We start from the raw sequence: 16345 nt of genomic DNA on the forward strand, positions 1-16345 counted from the left end.
GTTCTGTTTTGGGAACGTAGAGGGGCGCAAAGTTTAAAGAATTAAGTAAGGATTGATGTTTTATGGTAAGGACTGTTTCGACAATGTTACCTTTGGGTACTTTAGCACCTGATTTTTCTTTACCGGATGTGGTTTCTGATAAGAGGATTTCTCTGGCTGATTTTGCTGATAAAAAAGCTTTGTTGGTTATATTTTTGAGTCGTCATTGTCCTTTTGTACAACATATTAAGTTTGAATTGGCACAAATAGGAAAGGATTATATACAAAGTAATCTGGGAATTGTGGCGATTAGTGCCAATGATGTTAATACTCATCCCGATGATGCACCAGAATTTTTGAAAGCTTTTGCACAGGAATTAGATTTAAGTTATCCTCTGCTTTTTGATGAAACACAAAAAACTGCTAAAGACTTTTTTGCGGCTTGCACTCCTGACTTCTTTCTGTTTGATGCTAACCGCAAACTCGTCTATCGTGGACAGTTGGATGATAGCCGTCCGCAAAATGGAATTCCTGTAACTGGTAAAGATTTGCGGGGTGCGATCGCATCTGTTTTAGCTGGTCGAGAGGTAGACTGGAATCAAAAACCTAGCATCGGTTGTAATATCAAATGGAAGCCAGGTAATGAGCCTGTGTATTTTCAAAATCCAGCGATCGCTGTTTGATAATTACTTGCTTTTCAATACGGTTCGGTTAAGTTATAAGCGATGTTAAACTAATTCGCAATTACTTGTTGTAACGGGGATTTAAAACTCGCCACAACACTTGCAAGCTTCCACTTTGTTTAAAAAGCCTCTGATAGACGATATCGACACTCAATACAATTAGTGCGTGAATTGGTAACATAACCAGTATAGGCTTTACTGACTGGCATGAATTCAGTTGAATCTTGTGTTCCATCGTAAAACGTAAAGCCTGCAACTACGGTATTGGCAGGCCAATCGGGTTGTGGCTGACCCAATACTGAGGAAAACAACGCGATCACAAGATCAGGTGAAAACTTGTTCTCTATGAGAGGATTATAGTTAATGGGCGATAAACCAAGTTCACGCCGAAGTTGACGAATGGGTTCTGCCCAAGAATTACTAGTTCCTAGTGTTGTAATCAGGATTCGACTCACTCAAGCACCTCTCTAAGGACTTATTTGCATAATGAATTAATTGTGAGAGATCACTCAGTTTTCATCACACTTAGCAATTTCTTGTTTACGCTTTCCTGAACCTGCTAATACTCCTGCGGTTATTAATTGAAAGACTTTAGATGCTTCAGATCATTTCGCTTGTATGATGCCAATCTTCTCGGCTTAGGCGATAAACAAAGCACTCATCGTCACCAAATCGCCGATACTCAATAAATTTAAAGTTAAGGCGCTCATAAAAGCGGTGGACACGGGTATTACTGGCTAGCGGATCAACAAGTACATTTGTTACAAGCGGATCAGCAAAACATCGAGCAAGTGCAAGCTGCATCATTTGTGTTCCATAGCCTTTACCCAAATCAGTCTCTTCACCAATCCAAATATCAATGGCACGAAAATTTTCCCCAACATCACCCCAGTAATAGCTATCCTCATGTGCTGGATCAATGATCTGGATAAATCCTATAGGACGACCATCAATTTCTGCAATCAATTGCTCTCTCCAATCGGGACAGCGATCAAGTTCTACCTCCCAGCCCCAGTCATCATTAGGATCTGAAGCAATCACATGAGGTTGCTCATCCCAATGTCGCAACAAATTCAAATCGGCTAAGGTGGCGGGGCGTAGGTTAATCACAAGTTGTTTGCAGACTGAACTTTATTTTGCTTAGGTCATCGTACAACGTTGAGCAACTTGGCGATCGCTTATGCGTAACTCAGCCACCCCATGTTAATGTGAATGAAATTCTGATTCGACCAACTCAGCAAAAACGGTAATGAAAGAAAATAGCATCATCACTGGGTTTCATGCTCATGTGTACTATGACTCTGACACTCGTGAAGTTGCCGCCAAGATACGGGAAGGATTAGGTGCTAAATTTGAAGTAGTACTGGGACGGTGGCATGATCAACCCGTTGGGCCACATCCAAAATCGATGTATCAAGTCGCCTTTGCACCCCACGAATTTCCGCAGGTTGTACCCTGGCTAATGTTGAATCGTGAGGGGTTAGATATTCTCGTTCACCCTGAGACTGGTGATGATGTTACAGACCATACAGCACACGCTTTGTGGCTAGGAAAGAAGCTGGAACTGAATATCAAATTCCTCCAGGGAATTTCTTAATTGCGTTTGCGTGCTAAGGTGAGTCCATCTGCGATCGCAATCAAACTGATGTCTATGCGATCGTCGTGAGCTAGCTTACTGTTAAACTCTCGAATAGCTACGGTAGCTGAATCCTGTACTTCCGGCTGAGTCACTCTTCCTGACCACAATACATTATCAATTGCAATCAACCCACCGGGCTTAACCAACTGCAACGCCAGTTCGTAATAGCGATAATAGTTTTCCTTATCAGCATCAATAAACGCAAAATCAAAAGTTTCCGCTTGGCCTTGTGATAATAGATACTCTAAAGTTTCTGTAGCTGGAGCAAGGTGCAAGTTAATCTTATCTGCTACGCCTGCTTGTTCCCAGTAGCGACGAGCCACAGATGTAAACTCTTCACTTACGTCACAAGCGACAATTTGACCATCCGGTGGTAGCGCTAAGGCTACACTCAAAGAACTATAGCCCGTAAATACACCCACTTCCAAAGTTTTCTTTGCACCAATTAACTTCACCAAGAACCCTAAAAACTGTCCTTGTTCTGGTGCAACCTGCATATTTGCACGAGGGTGATTAGCAGTTTCTTGGCGCAGTTGCAACAAAATTTCTGGTTCGCGTAGGGATACAGATAACAGATATTTGTACAAATCATCTGTCAGACTCAGTTTTTTACCAATAGACATATTGTTAATAGCTATAAATAATTACAGTTTGTCGCAGCTGCTTGCTTTTGCTACTTATTTATGTGGATATCTTACCATTAAGTACAGTAAATTGCTCAAAATATCGTAGTATTTGTTTTGATTTCTGCAAGCCGCACACTCGTGACATAAGCGTCATGAGTTAGGCTTTCCATATTTCCATGTTTTGTCTTACTATGGTCATGCACATGGTAAGATAAATTATGGAAGTAAAGCACGGCAGAGGATACGTTTATGCGATTGAATATCATATTGTATGGTGTGTTAAGTATAGGCATAAGGTACTGAAAGATGAAATAGCTGACTTTCTGAAAGAAGTTCTAGTTGAGACGGCAATTCTTTACAAATTCAAGGTTGAGAGTCTTGAGGTAGTAGAAGACCATGTTCACGTTTTAGTGTCTGCAACGCCTCAGCACACCATTCCTAATATAGTCAAAATACTAAAGGGAATATCAGCTAGGAAATTGTTTTTAAAGTTTCCTCAACTCAAGAAAAAGCTATGGGGAGGTCATCTTTGGAATCCTAGTTATTTTGTAAGTACTGTTTCAGAAAATACAGAAGCACAAGTCAAAAAGTACATAGAAAACCAAAATGCAGAGAGCGTTTAAAGTTACACTCATTCCTAATCACAATCAAGAGGTCTTAATCAACAAGAGTATTGGTTGTGCAAGGTTTGTGTATAACCACTTTCTGGCATTAAAGCAAGAGCTATATCAGTCCGAACAGAAAACATTAAGCTATAACGATTGTAGTCAACGTTTAACTTTACTCAAGAAAGAAATTGAATGGTTAAAGGAAGTAGATAAATTTGCTCTGCAAAACTCGCTCAAGAATTTAGAGATAGCATACAAAAACTTTTTTGCTGACTTAAAGAAGGTCAAAAGCAAAACAGGTGTAGGGTTTCCTAAGTTTAAAAAGAAGCATGGTTGTAAACAGTCCTACAAAACTAACCTGACCAACGGTAATATTCAGGTAATAGAGAATCGTTTAAAGCTTCCGAAGTTAGGGTGGGTGAAGTTTCATAAGTCCCAAGAAGTTACCGGAAAGCTTATAAACGTTACCATAACTCGGACTTCTTCTGGTAAATATGTTGCTAGTATTCTGTGTGAAACAGAGATTGAGAAACATCCCCAAGTGAGTCAAAATATTGGCATAGACTTAGGCATAAAGTCTTATCTCGTTACTAGTAATGGGGAAGTTGTAGAAAATCCAAAATATTACAGAGTTCAAAAAAGGAAGTTACTCAAGGCACATAAAAAGCTATCTCGCAGTGTAAAAGGCAGTACTAATCGAGTCAAAGCAAAAATCAAGCTGGCTCGTACTTACGAACGGATTACCAATCTTAGAGATGACTTTCTGCATAAGCTGTCAACTCGCTTAATTAAAGAAAACAGCATTATTTGTATTGAGGATTTGCGAGTTGCCAACATGGTGAAGAATCACAACTTAGCATTGAGTATTTCAGACGCTAGTTGGTCTAAGTTCGTTGCCATGCTTGAATATAAAGCCTTATGGCATGACAGAATTGTGCAGAAAGTTGGTACGTTTTATCCCTCCTCTCAGACTTGTAATTATTGTGGTTTTATCAACCCTTTGGTCAAAGATTTAAAGTTACGTGAATGGGCTTGTCCTGGTTGTAGTGGTTACAATTTGAGAGACAATAACGCAGCTTTGAACATATTAGGTGAGGGATTGAGATTAATAGCCGCCGTGGGTATCCCGGAGGCTCTAAACGCCTGTGGAGAACTCGTCAGTCCTGGAGCGATTCAGGCAGATATCGTTGAAGCAGGAATCACGTGACTTTCAGTCATGTGAGGTTCAATAGTACTTATACAAATGGAACAAGACGATCAAATTATCACGGTGGTCATTTCCCAAGTTGTCAAACCAGGTTGTGAAACAGCATACGAAGCTTGGTTGAAAGATATTACCACTGTTGCCAGAACCTACACTGGTCATATGGGAACTAATGTTATTCGTCCTCAACTTGGAGTGCGAACAGAATATGTGATTATCTTCCGATTTGACGGCTACGAAAATCTTAAGACATGGATGACATCACGCGATCGCCAATATTGGCTAACTCAAGCCGAAACTTTGGTAGAGTCCGAACCCCAAGTTCAGCAAATCAATGGCTTAGAAGCTTGGTTTTCTCTTCCCGGTCAACCACTAAAGACACCACCACGCTATAAAACAGCTTTACTAACTTGGGCATCTGTATATGTGTTGATTAATTTGTTAAATACATTTATCACGCCTCTACTACGGGGCTTACCCCCTTTCATTATCTCGTTGATCATTACAGTTACTATGGTTTTGCTGTTAACTTATGTTGTCATGCCTAGAGTGAGTCGATTGTTTAGTTCCTGGCTATATCCAAAATCACGAAAAATTTAGACATTAAAATCACTTTTATGCAACTTTATTAGCCAGCAGAAAACTCAGTTAATTATCGTTTCAAGGGAGAATCATTTCTAGTCCGTTAACAGTCAACTGTCAACTGTCAACGATTATTTTTAAACCCTATTAACCATTGCTACAACAGTAGACAAAGGTACTTCTGCAAAATATTTCTGCTGAAATTGTTCTTCGCTGATGGTTGCTAAAAATTCTGCAATAGCAACATCGGCATTGCTTTCAACTACAGTATTAGAACTCCAAATAAATTGCAAAGAACGGTCTTGTCTTGTGACTGTAAAGCCCCAATATTTTAAAGCTTTGATGCCTAAAAGTAAGCTTCTGTCGCTAATTTTCAGTTTTTCTAAAATTTGTGTGCGGGTGGCTAATTGATTTGTTCGACTGAGATATTTGGCAATACCAACTAGGGTCAACCAAATTTCTTGCGGTGGTTGCAGATTGGGTTTAGACCAAGCAAGGACTAATTGTTGATTATTGTAGAGCGATCGCCGCCACCAGGCGCGTAAATCATCCCAATTCATGGGGCATTCTTCTAGGATGAGGGATTGGGGACTGGGTACTGGGGATTGAGGACTAGGGAGGTTGCGCCAGTCGAGAATTTGGGTTGAATGTTGGGTCTTGAGTTCTGAGTTGGGGTTGGGACGGACGGCGATTAATCTGATTTCGTAGCGTTTTTTAAAGGTGTTGTAGTCTAATTCCGCTATGCAATCACATCTCCCTATGGGTAATTCATCTTTGTAATGTCCCCACCAAATACCGGGAAAGGGATTTTTGCTGGAGTCATCACGGATATCAAATTCGGCTTTGATATATTGTACTTTTTTGCCTTGCGAATCTTGTTGATTGCGATGCCAAGCATTTTCAAACCAGCAATTTTGTATCAAGAGTTTGGGAACGGGGTTGCCCATACCGCAAGGTTCTAGCAGTTTTAATTCTAAAAATAACTCTTTACCTAAGTCTGCAACGGCGACTGCTATATCGGCTTGTACTGTCGGGGAGAGATTGACACTACCCAAGGTTTGCCGTAGTTGCTGATTAATTGCTTGGGTAAAGAGGGGGATGTTTTGGGCTAACAAACTCAACCCAGCCGCAAAAGGATGTCCCCCAAAACGATGTAATAGATGTGCTTGGTGTTTCACCAATTGGTATAAATCAACAGAATTCACTGAACGGGCTGAACCACGGGCGAGGGATTGGGAAGAATCTTGCTCATTCTCCAGTCCCTCAGTACTTAATAAAATCGTGGGGCGACCTGTTTCTTGGGCGACTTGTCCGGCGACTAGGCCTAATACGCCTGCTGGCCATTGGGGGTCTTCGAGGACAATGACGCTGGTAGTTGATAAGTCTAACTGTGTAAATTTTTGGGTGACTTGTGCTTGTACGTCTTTCTGTAAGGATTTGCGCCTGGTGTTGGCTAGTTCTGTGACTTCGGCTAATTGATGACAGCGATTGATATCACGACTGGTTAAAAGTTCTACACAGAAACTAGCATCGCCTTGAATGCGGCTGACCGCGTTAATGCGTGGCCCTAAACCAAAAGAAATATCTGTGGGGCGATCGCCACTCCTCTGGCACAATTCTAATAATCGCCCTACCCCTGGCCTACGCCTGGCGGCTGGTGGTTGTTGAAAATCGGCTTGCAGTCTCTGAATACCCAACTGTGCTAAATAACGACAATCACCACTAAGTTGTACCAAATCAGCGATTAATCCGACTGCAACTAAATCGAGTAAATCTTCTAAAGGATTTTGGGGTATATCCGGTAAGGATTGATAAAGGGCTTCTATTAATTTATAAGCTACTCCTACACCCGATAAATGAAATAGCTGATGTTCCTTGGGTAAATAGCGGGGGTTAATAATTGCTGTGACTGGTGGACGTTCTAGGGGTAAGGTGTGATGGTCTGTAACTATGACATCTATACCTAATTTTTGGGCATAGATAATTTCGTCAATATTTGTACTGCCTGTGTCGCAGGTGACGATTAATGTATAGCCTTGCTTGGCTAAATTAGTAATACCAGATTCATTCAATCCGTGGGATTCTTTGAGTCGATTAGGAATGTAATAATTCAACTGTTGATATTGCTGAAAAAATTGCCCTAAACCATCCCACAAAACAGCAGTGGAAGTAATTCCATCAGCGTCGAAGTCTCCCCAAATGGCGATTTTTTCACCTTTGTCGCGTGCCTGTTGTAATCTTGTCACTGCCAACTGCATTTCTTGCCCAAACTCAAAGGCGCTGGCTGGTCGATAATTTTTAAAGTTAATAAAGGCTGCTAATTGTGATTCTTCTTTTATACCCCGTTGCCATAATAATTGTGCTGCATATATTCCTTTAGACGCAGACACATACTTTTTTACTGCTTGAATAAACCATTCTGGTGGCTGTTCAGTTGCTGTTATGATCCACTGCATTGAATTAATTCAAAAACTTAAATTGGACTTTGCTCATCACTAATTTGAGTTTCATTGATTAAGGGATTAATGACTACCTCGTTAGCACCTCCATCTGCTTTACGTGCGCGAATGGCAGGACGATAACGCCTATAACCTGCTCTCTCAGCTTTTTGATGTTCGTAGTCAATTAGTCTGCCATAATAAGGATGCTTGCTTAAATTCATTGACAAGAAAATATGCTGGCGGATATTACCAAAACCTTTGCGGTTGAAAAATTTCACTGCTGGTGTATTGGTGGGGTCAGTATCTACTAGCATAAATCGCGCTCCATCTTCAATCATCCGAGCCACGACTTTATCAACTAATTTGTCAGCAACTCCCTGACGTTGAAATTTAGGGTTAACTGCTAGCCATAAAATGTATCCGTAAGTCCAAGACGCTTTGGTAATAATAGTTCCTAGAATAAATCCTGCTAGTTCTCCATCTGTTTCGGCAACTAAACAGTATTCTGGGTCTGTGTTATATAGTCCAATTACTTCCCATTCATCCCAAGTACGATAAAGGTAAGGATATAAATCACTAGTAAATAGTTCTTCTCCTAAATGATATACAGGGGCGATATCATCTATACCTAATTCGCGCACGTAAATAATATCATTTTCCTCAAAGTTTGCCATAATTTTGTGAAAAAATAGGATTTAAATTAGTGTATTAACAAGAAAAGATATATGTATTTTAAGTTTTTTCTAAAGTGATACTTCTTCAATAGCGTCGAGAGCAGGGAAAGATTTATTGATTGCTGGTGCTGTGATTTCCAGAGAATTTGATTCGCTACTATTTAGTTTATGTTCAATTGTCGGTAGGAGACGATCGCCGATGGTGGGGCGTAACCCATCACATTTTTTAGCAAATTGGCAATAATCACAGGCTTTACTATTCACGGGTACTTGGGGAAATAAAGTCCCTTGTTGATAATTATTTAGCCATTTAGTTAATTGACCTAGTAATTGATCAAGTTTTTTCGCTGTTTGAATGTGTAAATTCTGACTGTAAGTAAATTGAATATTTTGGGGTTTGCCTTGAGATTGTACAAACCAGTACGTCATAGAAATATTTTCGGGTGAGTATTGGCTAGTTTCAGCTAATACATACATATATAAACGCGTTTGCCAATTCTGGGCTAATTTACGCTTGTCTGGTGGTTTAGGGTATGTTTTCCAGTCGAGAATTTGGGCTTGTTGGTGGTCTGCAATTAATAAATCATAGATAACTGTGAGCAAATAGTCTTGAAATTGTAGAGTCCGGTAGTGTTCACTTTCTCGGAAAGTTTGTCCATCGGTAGGGGTGAGAATTTCTGGTGCTGCATTAGCAAAACCAGACATCCAGTTTTGTAGTTGGGTATCAGCTTGCAAGAAACTATCAATTGGCAGACCCATTTCTTGTTGCTGCATTAACAAGTGAAAGCGGCTACCTAAAGTTAGTTTGTCCGTATGATCGGGATCTGAAGGTGAGTTGAGTTGTTCTAAGTGGGTATGTTGAAATTTACGCGGACAGGTTTCGAGTAAATTCAGTTGTCCTTGGGACAGACGTATTAATTGATTGTCGGTTGTCAGCATAATCCTATTTTAGAAGCGATCGCCTATGCTGAGTGCTGAGTAAAAAATTTCTCTAAACCCCTAAACCCCCAAACCCCTACACCCTTACACCCCTAAAATTAATCACTCTACTGGGCTGAACAATAAATAAAAGGTGAAAGAAATGAATTTTGCCTTTTAGTTCATCCTTTCACCTTTTTTATGTACCTGATGCTTATTTAATGTTAGCCTTTGCGTCCCTCACTGCGGCAAGAAAAAATAATCCTGTAAGAGGAATGCTCAAACCCAGGATAACTGCGGTGGTTTGGAAGCCTAAATCTGGTTGTCCATAACTGAGTTCAAACACCGAGCCAACAGCTGCGATCGCACTTATGCAAGAGCCAAGGAGAAATAAACCGCTTTTTGGAGTTAAATACACTACTAGTCCACCCTATGCTACTGGTTTCACTGCTTGATACGAGAAGCCATTTTTAGATAACTCCTGTGCCAAAGTCAAGGAATTATCTACACGGTCTACAAATACTACACCGTTGAGGTGATCCATCTCGTGTTGAATGCAGCGTCCGAGTAGGTCAGTAGCTTTTAAGGTCTGAGGACGGCCATTTTCATCTTTATAGGCAACTTCTACCACTTCCGGGCGTTTGACATCCATATAAACTCCCGGAATGCTTAAACACCCTTCTTGGGCGCTACAGACTTCGCGGCTGACTTGTTTAATTGTGGGGTTAATTAATACCAGTGGCGGATTCGCTGGGTTATCGGGTTCACAATCGATGACAATGAGTTGTTTATTAATTCCCACTTGGGGTGCAGCCAAACCAATGCCATCGCTGCTGTACATCGTTTGCAGCATATCGCGGATCAATTGCCGGGTTTCATCATCTACTTTGGTGATCCGCTTTGCTGGTTGACGCAGCACGCGATCGCCTAAATAGTGGAGTTGCAGAGGTGGATTTTTTAACTTTTTTTTCTCAACAGCAATTTCAGAAGGCATGACTTTTGTCGGCTAGATTGTGCAAATTCCTACTAAACCTCATTCTATCAATTTAGTCATTAGTCATTGCTCAACAGTCAACGGTCAACGGTCAACAGTCAACGGTCAACGGTCAACAGTCAACAGTCAACATTAAAACAAAATTGTCCAACCTTGCTTTTGAGCCTGTGTTTTGGTGTAGGAAACACCATCAATCTTGATGCCTTTCTCATCTAGGAGAGTAATAATACCACCACTGTTGTCTAATTGAATACTATTGCTATCAATAGGTACTTTGACAACTTCACCTGGATTGATTACACCATATAGGCTTTGTTTGCGCTTGTTCCTATCTGCTAATGACCAACTATCCAAGTCTACTTTCTGGGGTGAAATATTAATTAAGGTAACTGTCTCTTTTTCCACATCCTCACCCGGAGGATTCACTAATGCAGCCACAATCCGCACGGCTCCAGTTGTGACAGTTGGTGTGATCATGTCTATATCGTCTATTCTGTTGCCAGTGATATCGTCGGTATGGAATGTCTGAGACTGGAAGGCTAAGAAAATACCTACCCATTGATTTCGGGTCGGGTAGTGAATCAGCAGTCCGCCATCTTGCCAAACACCGTTGTCTTTTTTAAATTGGGCGGCGTTACCCTGGTTCATGTGGATGTCATGAATACCGTTCCCTGGAAGAAACCCGAAATATTTGTCTTTGATATCCATTTCAGGGCCCCATCTTTCACCAAAAGGATAGAGGACTGCATCTGTGGAAGCGATCGCTCGTGCAATGTATAATTCCAGCAATTCATTCAGGTCATTGTCAGGCCCCGGCACATCAAAAGGCAAAGGCTTCATCTGTTTGGGGTCAAACAAATTTCCCCGAATGTAGTCTAAAGCAATTCCCCCAGGTTGGCGTGGCAATTCATAGAAACCGAAATCTAACTCTAATAATTCTTTAGTTATGGGATGGGAGAAATTTTCATCCACAAGATAAAGCAATTCTGAAGGGCTTTGCTTTGATTTGACGTTGATAGCAATCCGGTGCTTTTGCTTGTTGTCCGTTACAAGTATTTGGTAATGGGGACTAGAACCTTCACCCAATTTACGATTTAGCGCACGACTTTTTAATACACCATAATTCTTTAAGGGCATTTATTTCTCCTAACTTTTAGGGTGCAGAATGCTACAACTGGGTAATTGCTGGTTAACTAAGTTAATTACTAGGTATTGCTGGAATTGGCTAGTACCCCATCGGGTGATTTTTTCGCTTCTATTAGTCAATTAGCCACACACTAATCCCAGCCAATGGGGATAGGCATAAGAATTAGTAGCTAGTAATTTTACTCCTCGATAAGTTCTGAATACTGCTTTGGCTGTCGCTTGCAAGTTTGCCATTAATCTTTGATCCTCAGCATTTGCTTCTAAGGCTAAACTCCACCACGTATTATTTTGAATGAGTAACTGGGTAATCTCCAGACTGCAAGCGTTATCAATATACTCATCATTAGTAACTGATTCTACTGAGAAATCAGATAGAACTTGATAAGACTGTAAATAACGAATTTTCTGTACGCTTACCCAAGAAGATTTACTTAAAACTGTTGCAGGATAAAAGCTTTCTCCTGTCGGGTCATCACAAGACCATTTAGACCATTTCTCAGCTTTTCCGGCGATGAGTTCTCCAAAGCCTACTACACCCAGTTCAGCTGTCCGCCATTTCACTTCTAAGCTACCATGTCGGAGTTTGATTCCCAAAAAATTAGATTCTGGGACGTAGAGATAGATATCTTCCCGTTTTTCTGGTAATTGCTCCTGGTCAATTAAACAGCAACGCTGAAACCAAACTTTTATGTCTTCTGGTATCGTACCAGGATAAAACCAACGCAATTCGTTACTTATGAGCATAATATCAAAGTGTTGAGTGCTTGGTAGTGAATGGTCAGTCAGAAATCATTTCCTACCTGTAAGCTAAAGCGCGCCTAAATTGCATAAATACGAATAAGGGCTGTCAACTGTCAACTGTCAACTGTCTTCACGATGGATTATGCAACTTAAAAGCAGAATAGCTTAGGATATTTTGAATTGATGTGTTCCCAGTCCTTCTTGGTCACGCGAAGCGATCCAGTTGATGGGACAATGAAAGTGAGAAATCATGCCTACCTTCATATTGCTTCCGGCCTAAAGGAATCTGTAAAGATGTGGAAAAGAATTGTATTGACGTTGCTATTGGTCTTGAGTTTTAGCTTAAGTAATCCTCATGTAGCCAAGGCTGCTGGATTCAAAAGCTTTGTAGACACTGCTGATGGCTATGAGTTTTTATACCCTAATGGCTGGTTGCAGGTAAAAGTTGCTAACGGCCCTGATGTGGTATTTCACGATTTAATTGAAATTTCCGAGAATATCTCTGTTGTCATTAGTCCCGTTCCCGATGACAAAAGTTTGCAAGAACTGGGTACACCAACAGAAGTAGGTTACAAATTGGGAAAAGCCGCTTTAGCACCTCCTGATTCTGGTCGCTCGGCTGAACTAGTCAACGCTTCTGAGTACGAATCAGAGGGTAAAACATACTATCATCTTGAGTATTTAGTAAAGCTCCCCAATCAGCAAGAACGACATAACATCGCCAGTGTGGCTGTTAGTCGTGGTAAACTTTTTACCTTTAACGCTTCGATTCCTGAAAAACGTTGGCGAAAAGTCAAAGGGATGATGGAAGATGTTGCGAACTCTTTCGTAGTGTATTAATAGAAAGTAGGAAATAGCTGTTGAGAGTTGACTGTTATCAATAATCAGGTAGATATATCAGGTCAGTTGTAAGACTTGATGGGCATAAAAAATAAACTCCTTCAATAATTAATTGAAGGAGTTACTTTAAGCCTTTATTGATAATTTTAGGAAATTTTTTTGAGCTGCTTGAGACTAAGTTTGAATCTTTGGTTATGTTTGAGTACTGAACCAGCGCCGAGAGTCCCAAGGGCGATTAAGCTAAGTATAGAATTAGGTTCAGGGACGTTGATTATGATTGCAGATATTGTGAATGATTTGCGTATATATATGGAATTTTCCCACTATTTGTTTTTTACCTAAGTAAATTTTATGAAAACTACGCGATTTATACTAGCTTCTGCTTCTCCGGCGCGTCGCCGCTTATTGCAAACTGTGGGTATTGAACCAATAGTTAGCCCTAGTAATTTTGATGAGTCGCAAATTCAAGAAACTGAACCCGGAAAGTTGGTGCAAATTCTCGCTCAATGTAAGGCGGAGGCGATCGCGCCACAGTTTCCATCAGGGTTGGTGATGGGGTGCGATTCGGTATTGGCTATTGATGGTAAAATTCACGGTAAGCCAGTAGATGCGGAGGAAGCGATCGCTCGTTGGCAGTTAATGCGAGGTCAGGTTGGCGACCTCTATACAGGTCATGTTTTGATTGATAATTTACAAAATCGCACTTTAGTCAAGTGTCAAGTAACAAGAGTTTACTTTGCTAATATTAGCGATCGCACTATTCAAGCCTATGTTGCCACAGGTGAACCCCTCAAGTGTGCAGGCGCTTTTGCTTTGGAAGGTTTTGGTAGTTTATTTATAGAAAAAATCGTTGGTTGTCACAGCAATGTGATTGGGTTGAGTTTACCCTTGTTGCGACAGATGTTAGAAGAATTAAATTATGATGTCACTGATTTTTGGAAGTAGTTAGTACTTACGCATGAAACGAAAAATCAAGGGTTTGGAGAAGGGTGTAGGGGTATAAATCAATTCAAAATTCAAAATTCAAAATTCAAAATAAATGTTTGAAACTCCTACACCCTTACACCTTTACCCCCTTACACCCAGTCTCAACAGACAACCTGGGTGCGTAAGTCCTATAATTACCTTTTACTTCTCTCCTCTGATTGACGTTGTGATTTTCTAAAAGCTTGGTACATATCTGGTAAATGGGTATACAGAGCAGCGATTTTGAGATAAATTTTGTGGGGAATCGCCGGAGTACCAGAGACAACTTCTCCTGGCTTAACATCGTGGAGAATACCTGTTTGAGCAGAAGCAATCGATCCGTCACCCATTTTCGCCTGATTTGCAATTCCCACTTGTCCTGCCAAAATCACGCGTTTGCCTAATTTTACACCTCCAGCCATACCCGTTTGGGCAGCGATCGCACAGCCTGCACCAATTTGGCAACCATGAGCAATCTGAACTAAGTTATCAATTTTGGTATCGTATCCCACTCTAGTTTCTCCCACGGAAGGGCGATCGATGGTAGTGTTACAACCTATATCTACGCGATCTTCTAAAACTACATAGCCTGATTGTTCCATTTTGTACCAACCAGTCCGGGTAGGAACAAAACCAAAGCCTTCTCCGCCGATGACAGCGCCACTGTGAATAACACAATCTGCACCAATTTGGCTGCGTTCTTCGATGGTGCAGTTAGCGTGTAAGATGGTGCGATCGCCTATTTTTACATAAGGGTAAATAACTACATTGGGGTGAATAATTACACCGTTACCAATTTCTACCCCTGGTTGAATCACGACATGGGAGCCAATGTAAACATCATTACCGATTTTAGCTGTGGGGTGAATAACGGCTGTGGGATGAATTTCTGGAGTTGGGGTGTATGGTTGGTAAAATAGAGCGATCGCTTTAGCAAACAACAATCGCGGTTCTGGTGTCGCCATCCAAACAATACCCCGCTCTTGAGCTTGAGCCTGTATCGCTTCATTTTGTGGCAAAATCAAAGCACTAGCATTTGTCTCAGCGATACAAGATGCAAACTTCGCACCTTCTACATAGCTGAGATTACCACTTATGGCTTCATCAATAGCTGCCATCCCTGTAATTTCAGGGTCATTGTTTGGGTTTTGAGCGAGGCTATGGTTTATAACCTCTAGCTTTGATATGATGTCGCTAAATTTCATGTTGAGCTAACTACTAAAAAGTTACCGTTGCTGATGGTTGATAACTTGCTAGTTTATCAGTTTCACTACGGCTGTACTTGGAGATTTTTCATCTGCTTACTTTTTTTGATAAATTGCAACAAACGGCTCATTAATTTCGGGGAAAGTACTATAATTAACAAAATTTTGATTATTAACTTATATGTATATATCTCCTTGAGAGTTTGGGGTCTTGAGCGAATATAACTCAACAAATTGCCAATTACATACTTAATATCAACGGTTGAATTATTATCAATACTGTCTAGATATAACTCTACGTTGTATCTATAAATATTAGATAAACTATGCTTCTTCAGGTATTGTAATTCCAAAGGAAGTACTTTCATCGCTTTATCTAAAATAGCCAAACTAGCTTCCCGAATTATTTGTAATTTGAATGACTTGGATGTAACAGAACGACGATAAAAAATTTGATGTTGTTTGACTACAACAAAAGGCCATTTATACGCCAAGCGTAACCAATAGTCCCAATCTTCACCTGATCTCAACGTGGTATCAAACTCTCCTATCGATGCTATTGCTGCTTTACGAATTAGAGGATTCGAGCCATTAGTGAGAAAATTCGCTAATAACAAATCAGTATATACATTCCCTTCATACAAAGGTTCAAAAGGTTTTAATAATTCTCCTTTATCATCAATTGTATAAGTCCAGCTATAGGCTACACCAGCCTCTGGATAATGATTTAAAGCAGCTAATTGTAATTCAAGTTTATCAGGTGTCCACAAATCATCAGCATCCAGAAAACTGATAAAATCTCCTACTGCATGAGAAATTCCATGATTACGAGCGCCAGAAGCTCTACTATTTTCATATGAGTAAACTTTCAAGCGCGCGTCGTCAACATTTTGTATAACTTCTACTGTTCTGTCTGTAGAACCATCATTGATCACAATAATTTCTAAATCTGAGAATGTTTGTTTTAGAACTGAGTTAATCGTTTCTAAAATCGTGCGTTCAGCATTATAGGCTGGGATAATGACAGATATTTTAGGCATATTTATTATTAATCTCCAAAAAATAATTCAACCAAATAAGCAAACTATACAGCCTGTTT

20 protein-coding genes are annotated in these 16345 nt (G+C 40.4%); 7 read left to right on the forward strand and 13 right to left on the reverse strand.

All coding sequences use genetic code 11. The features are described 5' to 3' along the window. Window positions 1–62 precede the first annotated feature (62 nt). A complete protein-coding gene (locus tag H6G14_RS01615; protein ID WP_190565397.1) occupies window positions 63–662 on the forward strand; it encodes a thioredoxin family protein in 600 nt (199 codons plus the stop codon). A 119-nt stretch (window positions 663–781) separates the two neighbouring features. On the opposite strand, the gene H6G14_RS33450 is transcribed toward H6G14_RS01615, so the two are convergent. Then, window positions 782–1117, reverse strand: a complete 336-nt coding sequence (locus H6G14_RS33450) for a hypothetical protein (protein WP_242053322.1) — start codon at window positions 1115–1117, stop codon at window positions 782–784. A 145-nt stretch (window positions 1118–1262) separates the two neighbouring features. Then, on the reverse strand, window positions 1263–1772 hold the full coding sequence (locus tag H6G14_RS01625; protein ID WP_190565398.1) for a GNAT family N-acetyltransferase: 510 nt from the start codon (window positions 1770–1772) through the stop codon (window positions 1263–1265). Window positions 1773–1911: 139 nt separating this feature from the next. Here H6G14_RS01625 and H6G14_RS01630 point away from each other — a divergent pair, with 139 nt between their 5' ends. Continuing rightward, a complete protein-coding gene (locus H6G14_RS01630; RefSeq protein ID WP_190565399.1) occupies window positions 1912–2259 on the forward strand; it encodes a DOPA 4,5-dioxygenase family protein in 348 nt (115 codons plus the stop codon). On the opposite strand, the gene H6G14_RS01635 is transcribed toward H6G14_RS01630, so the two are convergent. Next, a complete protein-coding gene (locus H6G14_RS01635; protein WP_190565400.1) occupies window positions 2256–2924 on the reverse strand; it encodes a class I SAM-dependent methyltransferase in 669 nt (222 codons plus the stop codon). The two genes, H6G14_RS01630 and H6G14_RS01635, sit on opposite strands and share 4 nt — an antisense overlap. Window positions 2925–3145: 221 nt before the next feature. Here H6G14_RS01635 and tnpA point away from each other — a divergent pair, with 221 nt between their 5' ends. Genes tnpA through H6G14_RS01650 form a run of 3 tightly spaced genes read left to right on the forward strand, consistent with a single transcriptional unit; the run spans window position 3146 to window position 5339 of the window. Next, window positions 3146–3550: an IS200/IS605 family transposase gene (tnpA, locus tag H6G14_RS01640; RefSeq protein ID WP_190565401.1), complete on the forward strand. Its 405-nt coding sequence runs from the start codon at window positions 3146–3148 to the stop codon at window positions 3548–3550. After that, the gene (gene tnpB / locus H6G14_RS01645; RefSeq protein WP_190565402.1) at window positions 3534–4742 is read left to right on the forward strand and encodes an IS200/IS605 family element RNA-guided endonuclease TnpB; all 1209 of its coding nucleotides are present in this window, start codon (window positions 3534–3536) and stop codon (window positions 4740–4742) included. Before tnpA ends, tnpB begins: the two co-directional genes overlap by 17 nt. A 36-nt stretch (window positions 4743–4778) precedes the next feature. Beyond that, a complete protein-coding gene (locus tag H6G14_RS01650; RefSeq protein ID WP_190565403.1) occupies window positions 4779–5339 on the forward strand; it encodes a putative antibiotic biosynthesis monooxygenase in 561 nt (186 codons plus the stop codon). A gap of 119 nt (window positions 5340–5458) precedes the next feature. Here H6G14_RS01650 and recJ read toward each other — a convergent pair whose 3' ends face one another. The 7 genes from recJ to H6G14_RS01685 form a co-directional block, all read right to left on the reverse strand. After that, the gene (recJ, locus tag H6G14_RS01655) at window positions 5459–7777 is read right to left on the reverse strand and encodes a single-stranded-DNA-specific exonuclease RecJ (RefSeq protein WP_190565404.1); all 2319 of its coding nucleotides are present in this window, start codon (window positions 7775–7777) and stop codon (window positions 5459–5461) included. Window positions 7778–7794: 17 nt separating this feature from the next. Continuing rightward, window positions 7795–8436: a GNAT family N-acetyltransferase gene (locus tag H6G14_RS01660; protein ID WP_190565405.1), complete on the reverse strand. Its 642-nt coding sequence runs from the start codon at window positions 8434–8436 to the stop codon at window positions 7795–7797. A 69-nt stretch (window positions 8437–8505) separates the two neighbouring features. Then, a complete protein-coding gene (locus H6G14_RS01665) occupies window positions 8506–9375 on the reverse strand; it encodes a PD-(D/E)XK nuclease family protein (RefSeq protein WP_190565406.1) in 870 nt (289 codons plus the stop codon). 193 nt (window positions 9376–9568) lie between these two features. Beyond that, complete coding sequence (locus tag H6G14_RS01670) at window positions 9569–9772, reverse strand: hypothetical protein (RefSeq protein ID WP_190565407.1); 204 nt, start codon at window positions 9770–9772, stop codon at window positions 9569–9571. Window positions 9773–9784: 12 nt separating this feature from the next. Next, window positions 9785–10348 (reverse strand): peptide deformylase, encoded by a 564-nt coding sequence (gene def / locus H6G14_RS01675; RefSeq protein ID WP_190565408.1) that lies wholly within the window; start codon window positions 10346–10348, stop codon window positions 9785–9787. Between the two features lie 132 nt (window positions 10349–10480). Then, window positions 10481–11485 carry a DUF2278 family protein gene (locus tag H6G14_RS01680; RefSeq protein ID WP_190565409.1) on the reverse strand — a complete coding sequence of 335 codons (1005 nt, stop codon included), beginning with the start codon at window positions 11483–11485 and terminating at the stop codon, window positions 10481–10483. A 129-nt stretch (window positions 11486–11614) separates the two neighbouring features. Further along, a complete protein-coding gene (locus tag H6G14_RS01685) occupies window positions 11615–12238 on the reverse strand; it encodes a hypothetical protein (protein WP_190565410.1) in 624 nt (207 codons plus the stop codon). A 291-nt stretch (window positions 12239–12529) separates the two neighbouring features. Here H6G14_RS01685 and psbP point away from each other — a divergent pair, with 291 nt between their 5' ends. Beyond that, the gene (psbP, locus tag H6G14_RS01690; protein ID WP_190565411.1) at window positions 12530–13075 is read left to right on the forward strand and encodes a photosystem II reaction center PsbP; all 546 of its coding nucleotides are present in this window, start codon (window positions 12530–12532) and stop codon (window positions 13073–13075) included. A 146-nt stretch (window positions 13076–13221) separates the two neighbouring features. On the opposite strand, the gene H6G14_RS33455 is transcribed toward psbP, so the two are convergent. Beyond that, window positions 13222–13386 (reverse strand): PEP-CTERM sorting domain-containing protein, encoded by a 165-nt coding sequence (locus tag H6G14_RS33455; protein WP_338421175.1) that lies wholly within the window; start codon window positions 13384–13386, stop codon window positions 13222–13224. Between the two features lie 40 nt (window positions 13387–13426). Here H6G14_RS33455 and H6G14_RS01700 point away from each other — a divergent pair, with 40 nt between their 5' ends. Next, window positions 13427–14020: a nucleoside triphosphate pyrophosphatase gene (locus H6G14_RS01700; RefSeq protein WP_190565412.1), complete on the forward strand. Its 594-nt coding sequence runs from the start codon at window positions 13427–13429 to the stop codon at window positions 14018–14020. A 176-nt stretch (window positions 14021–14196) separates the two neighbouring features. Here H6G14_RS01700 and lpxD read toward each other — a convergent pair whose 3' ends face one another. Both lpxD and H6G14_RS01710 read right to left on the reverse strand, forming a co-directional pair. Then, entirely contained in the window at window positions 14197–15246 is a 1050-nt protein-coding gene (gene lpxD, locus H6G14_RS01705) for a UDP-3-O-(3-hydroxymyristoyl)glucosamine N-acyltransferase (protein ID WP_190565413.1), read from the reverse strand. A gap of 65 nt (window positions 15247–15311) precedes the next feature. Then, complete coding sequence (locus H6G14_RS01710; RefSeq protein WP_190565414.1) at window positions 15312–16286, reverse strand: glycosyltransferase family 2 protein; 975 nt, start codon at window positions 16284–16286, stop codon at window positions 15312–15314. Between the last annotated feature and the right edge of the window lie 59 nt (window positions 16287–16345).

The organism is Nostoc parmelioides FACHB-3921, assembly GCF_014696625.1.
Taxonomy (GTDB): Bacteria; Cyanobacteriota; Cyanobacteriia; order Cyanobacteriales; family Nostocaceae; genus Trichormus; species Trichormus parmelioides.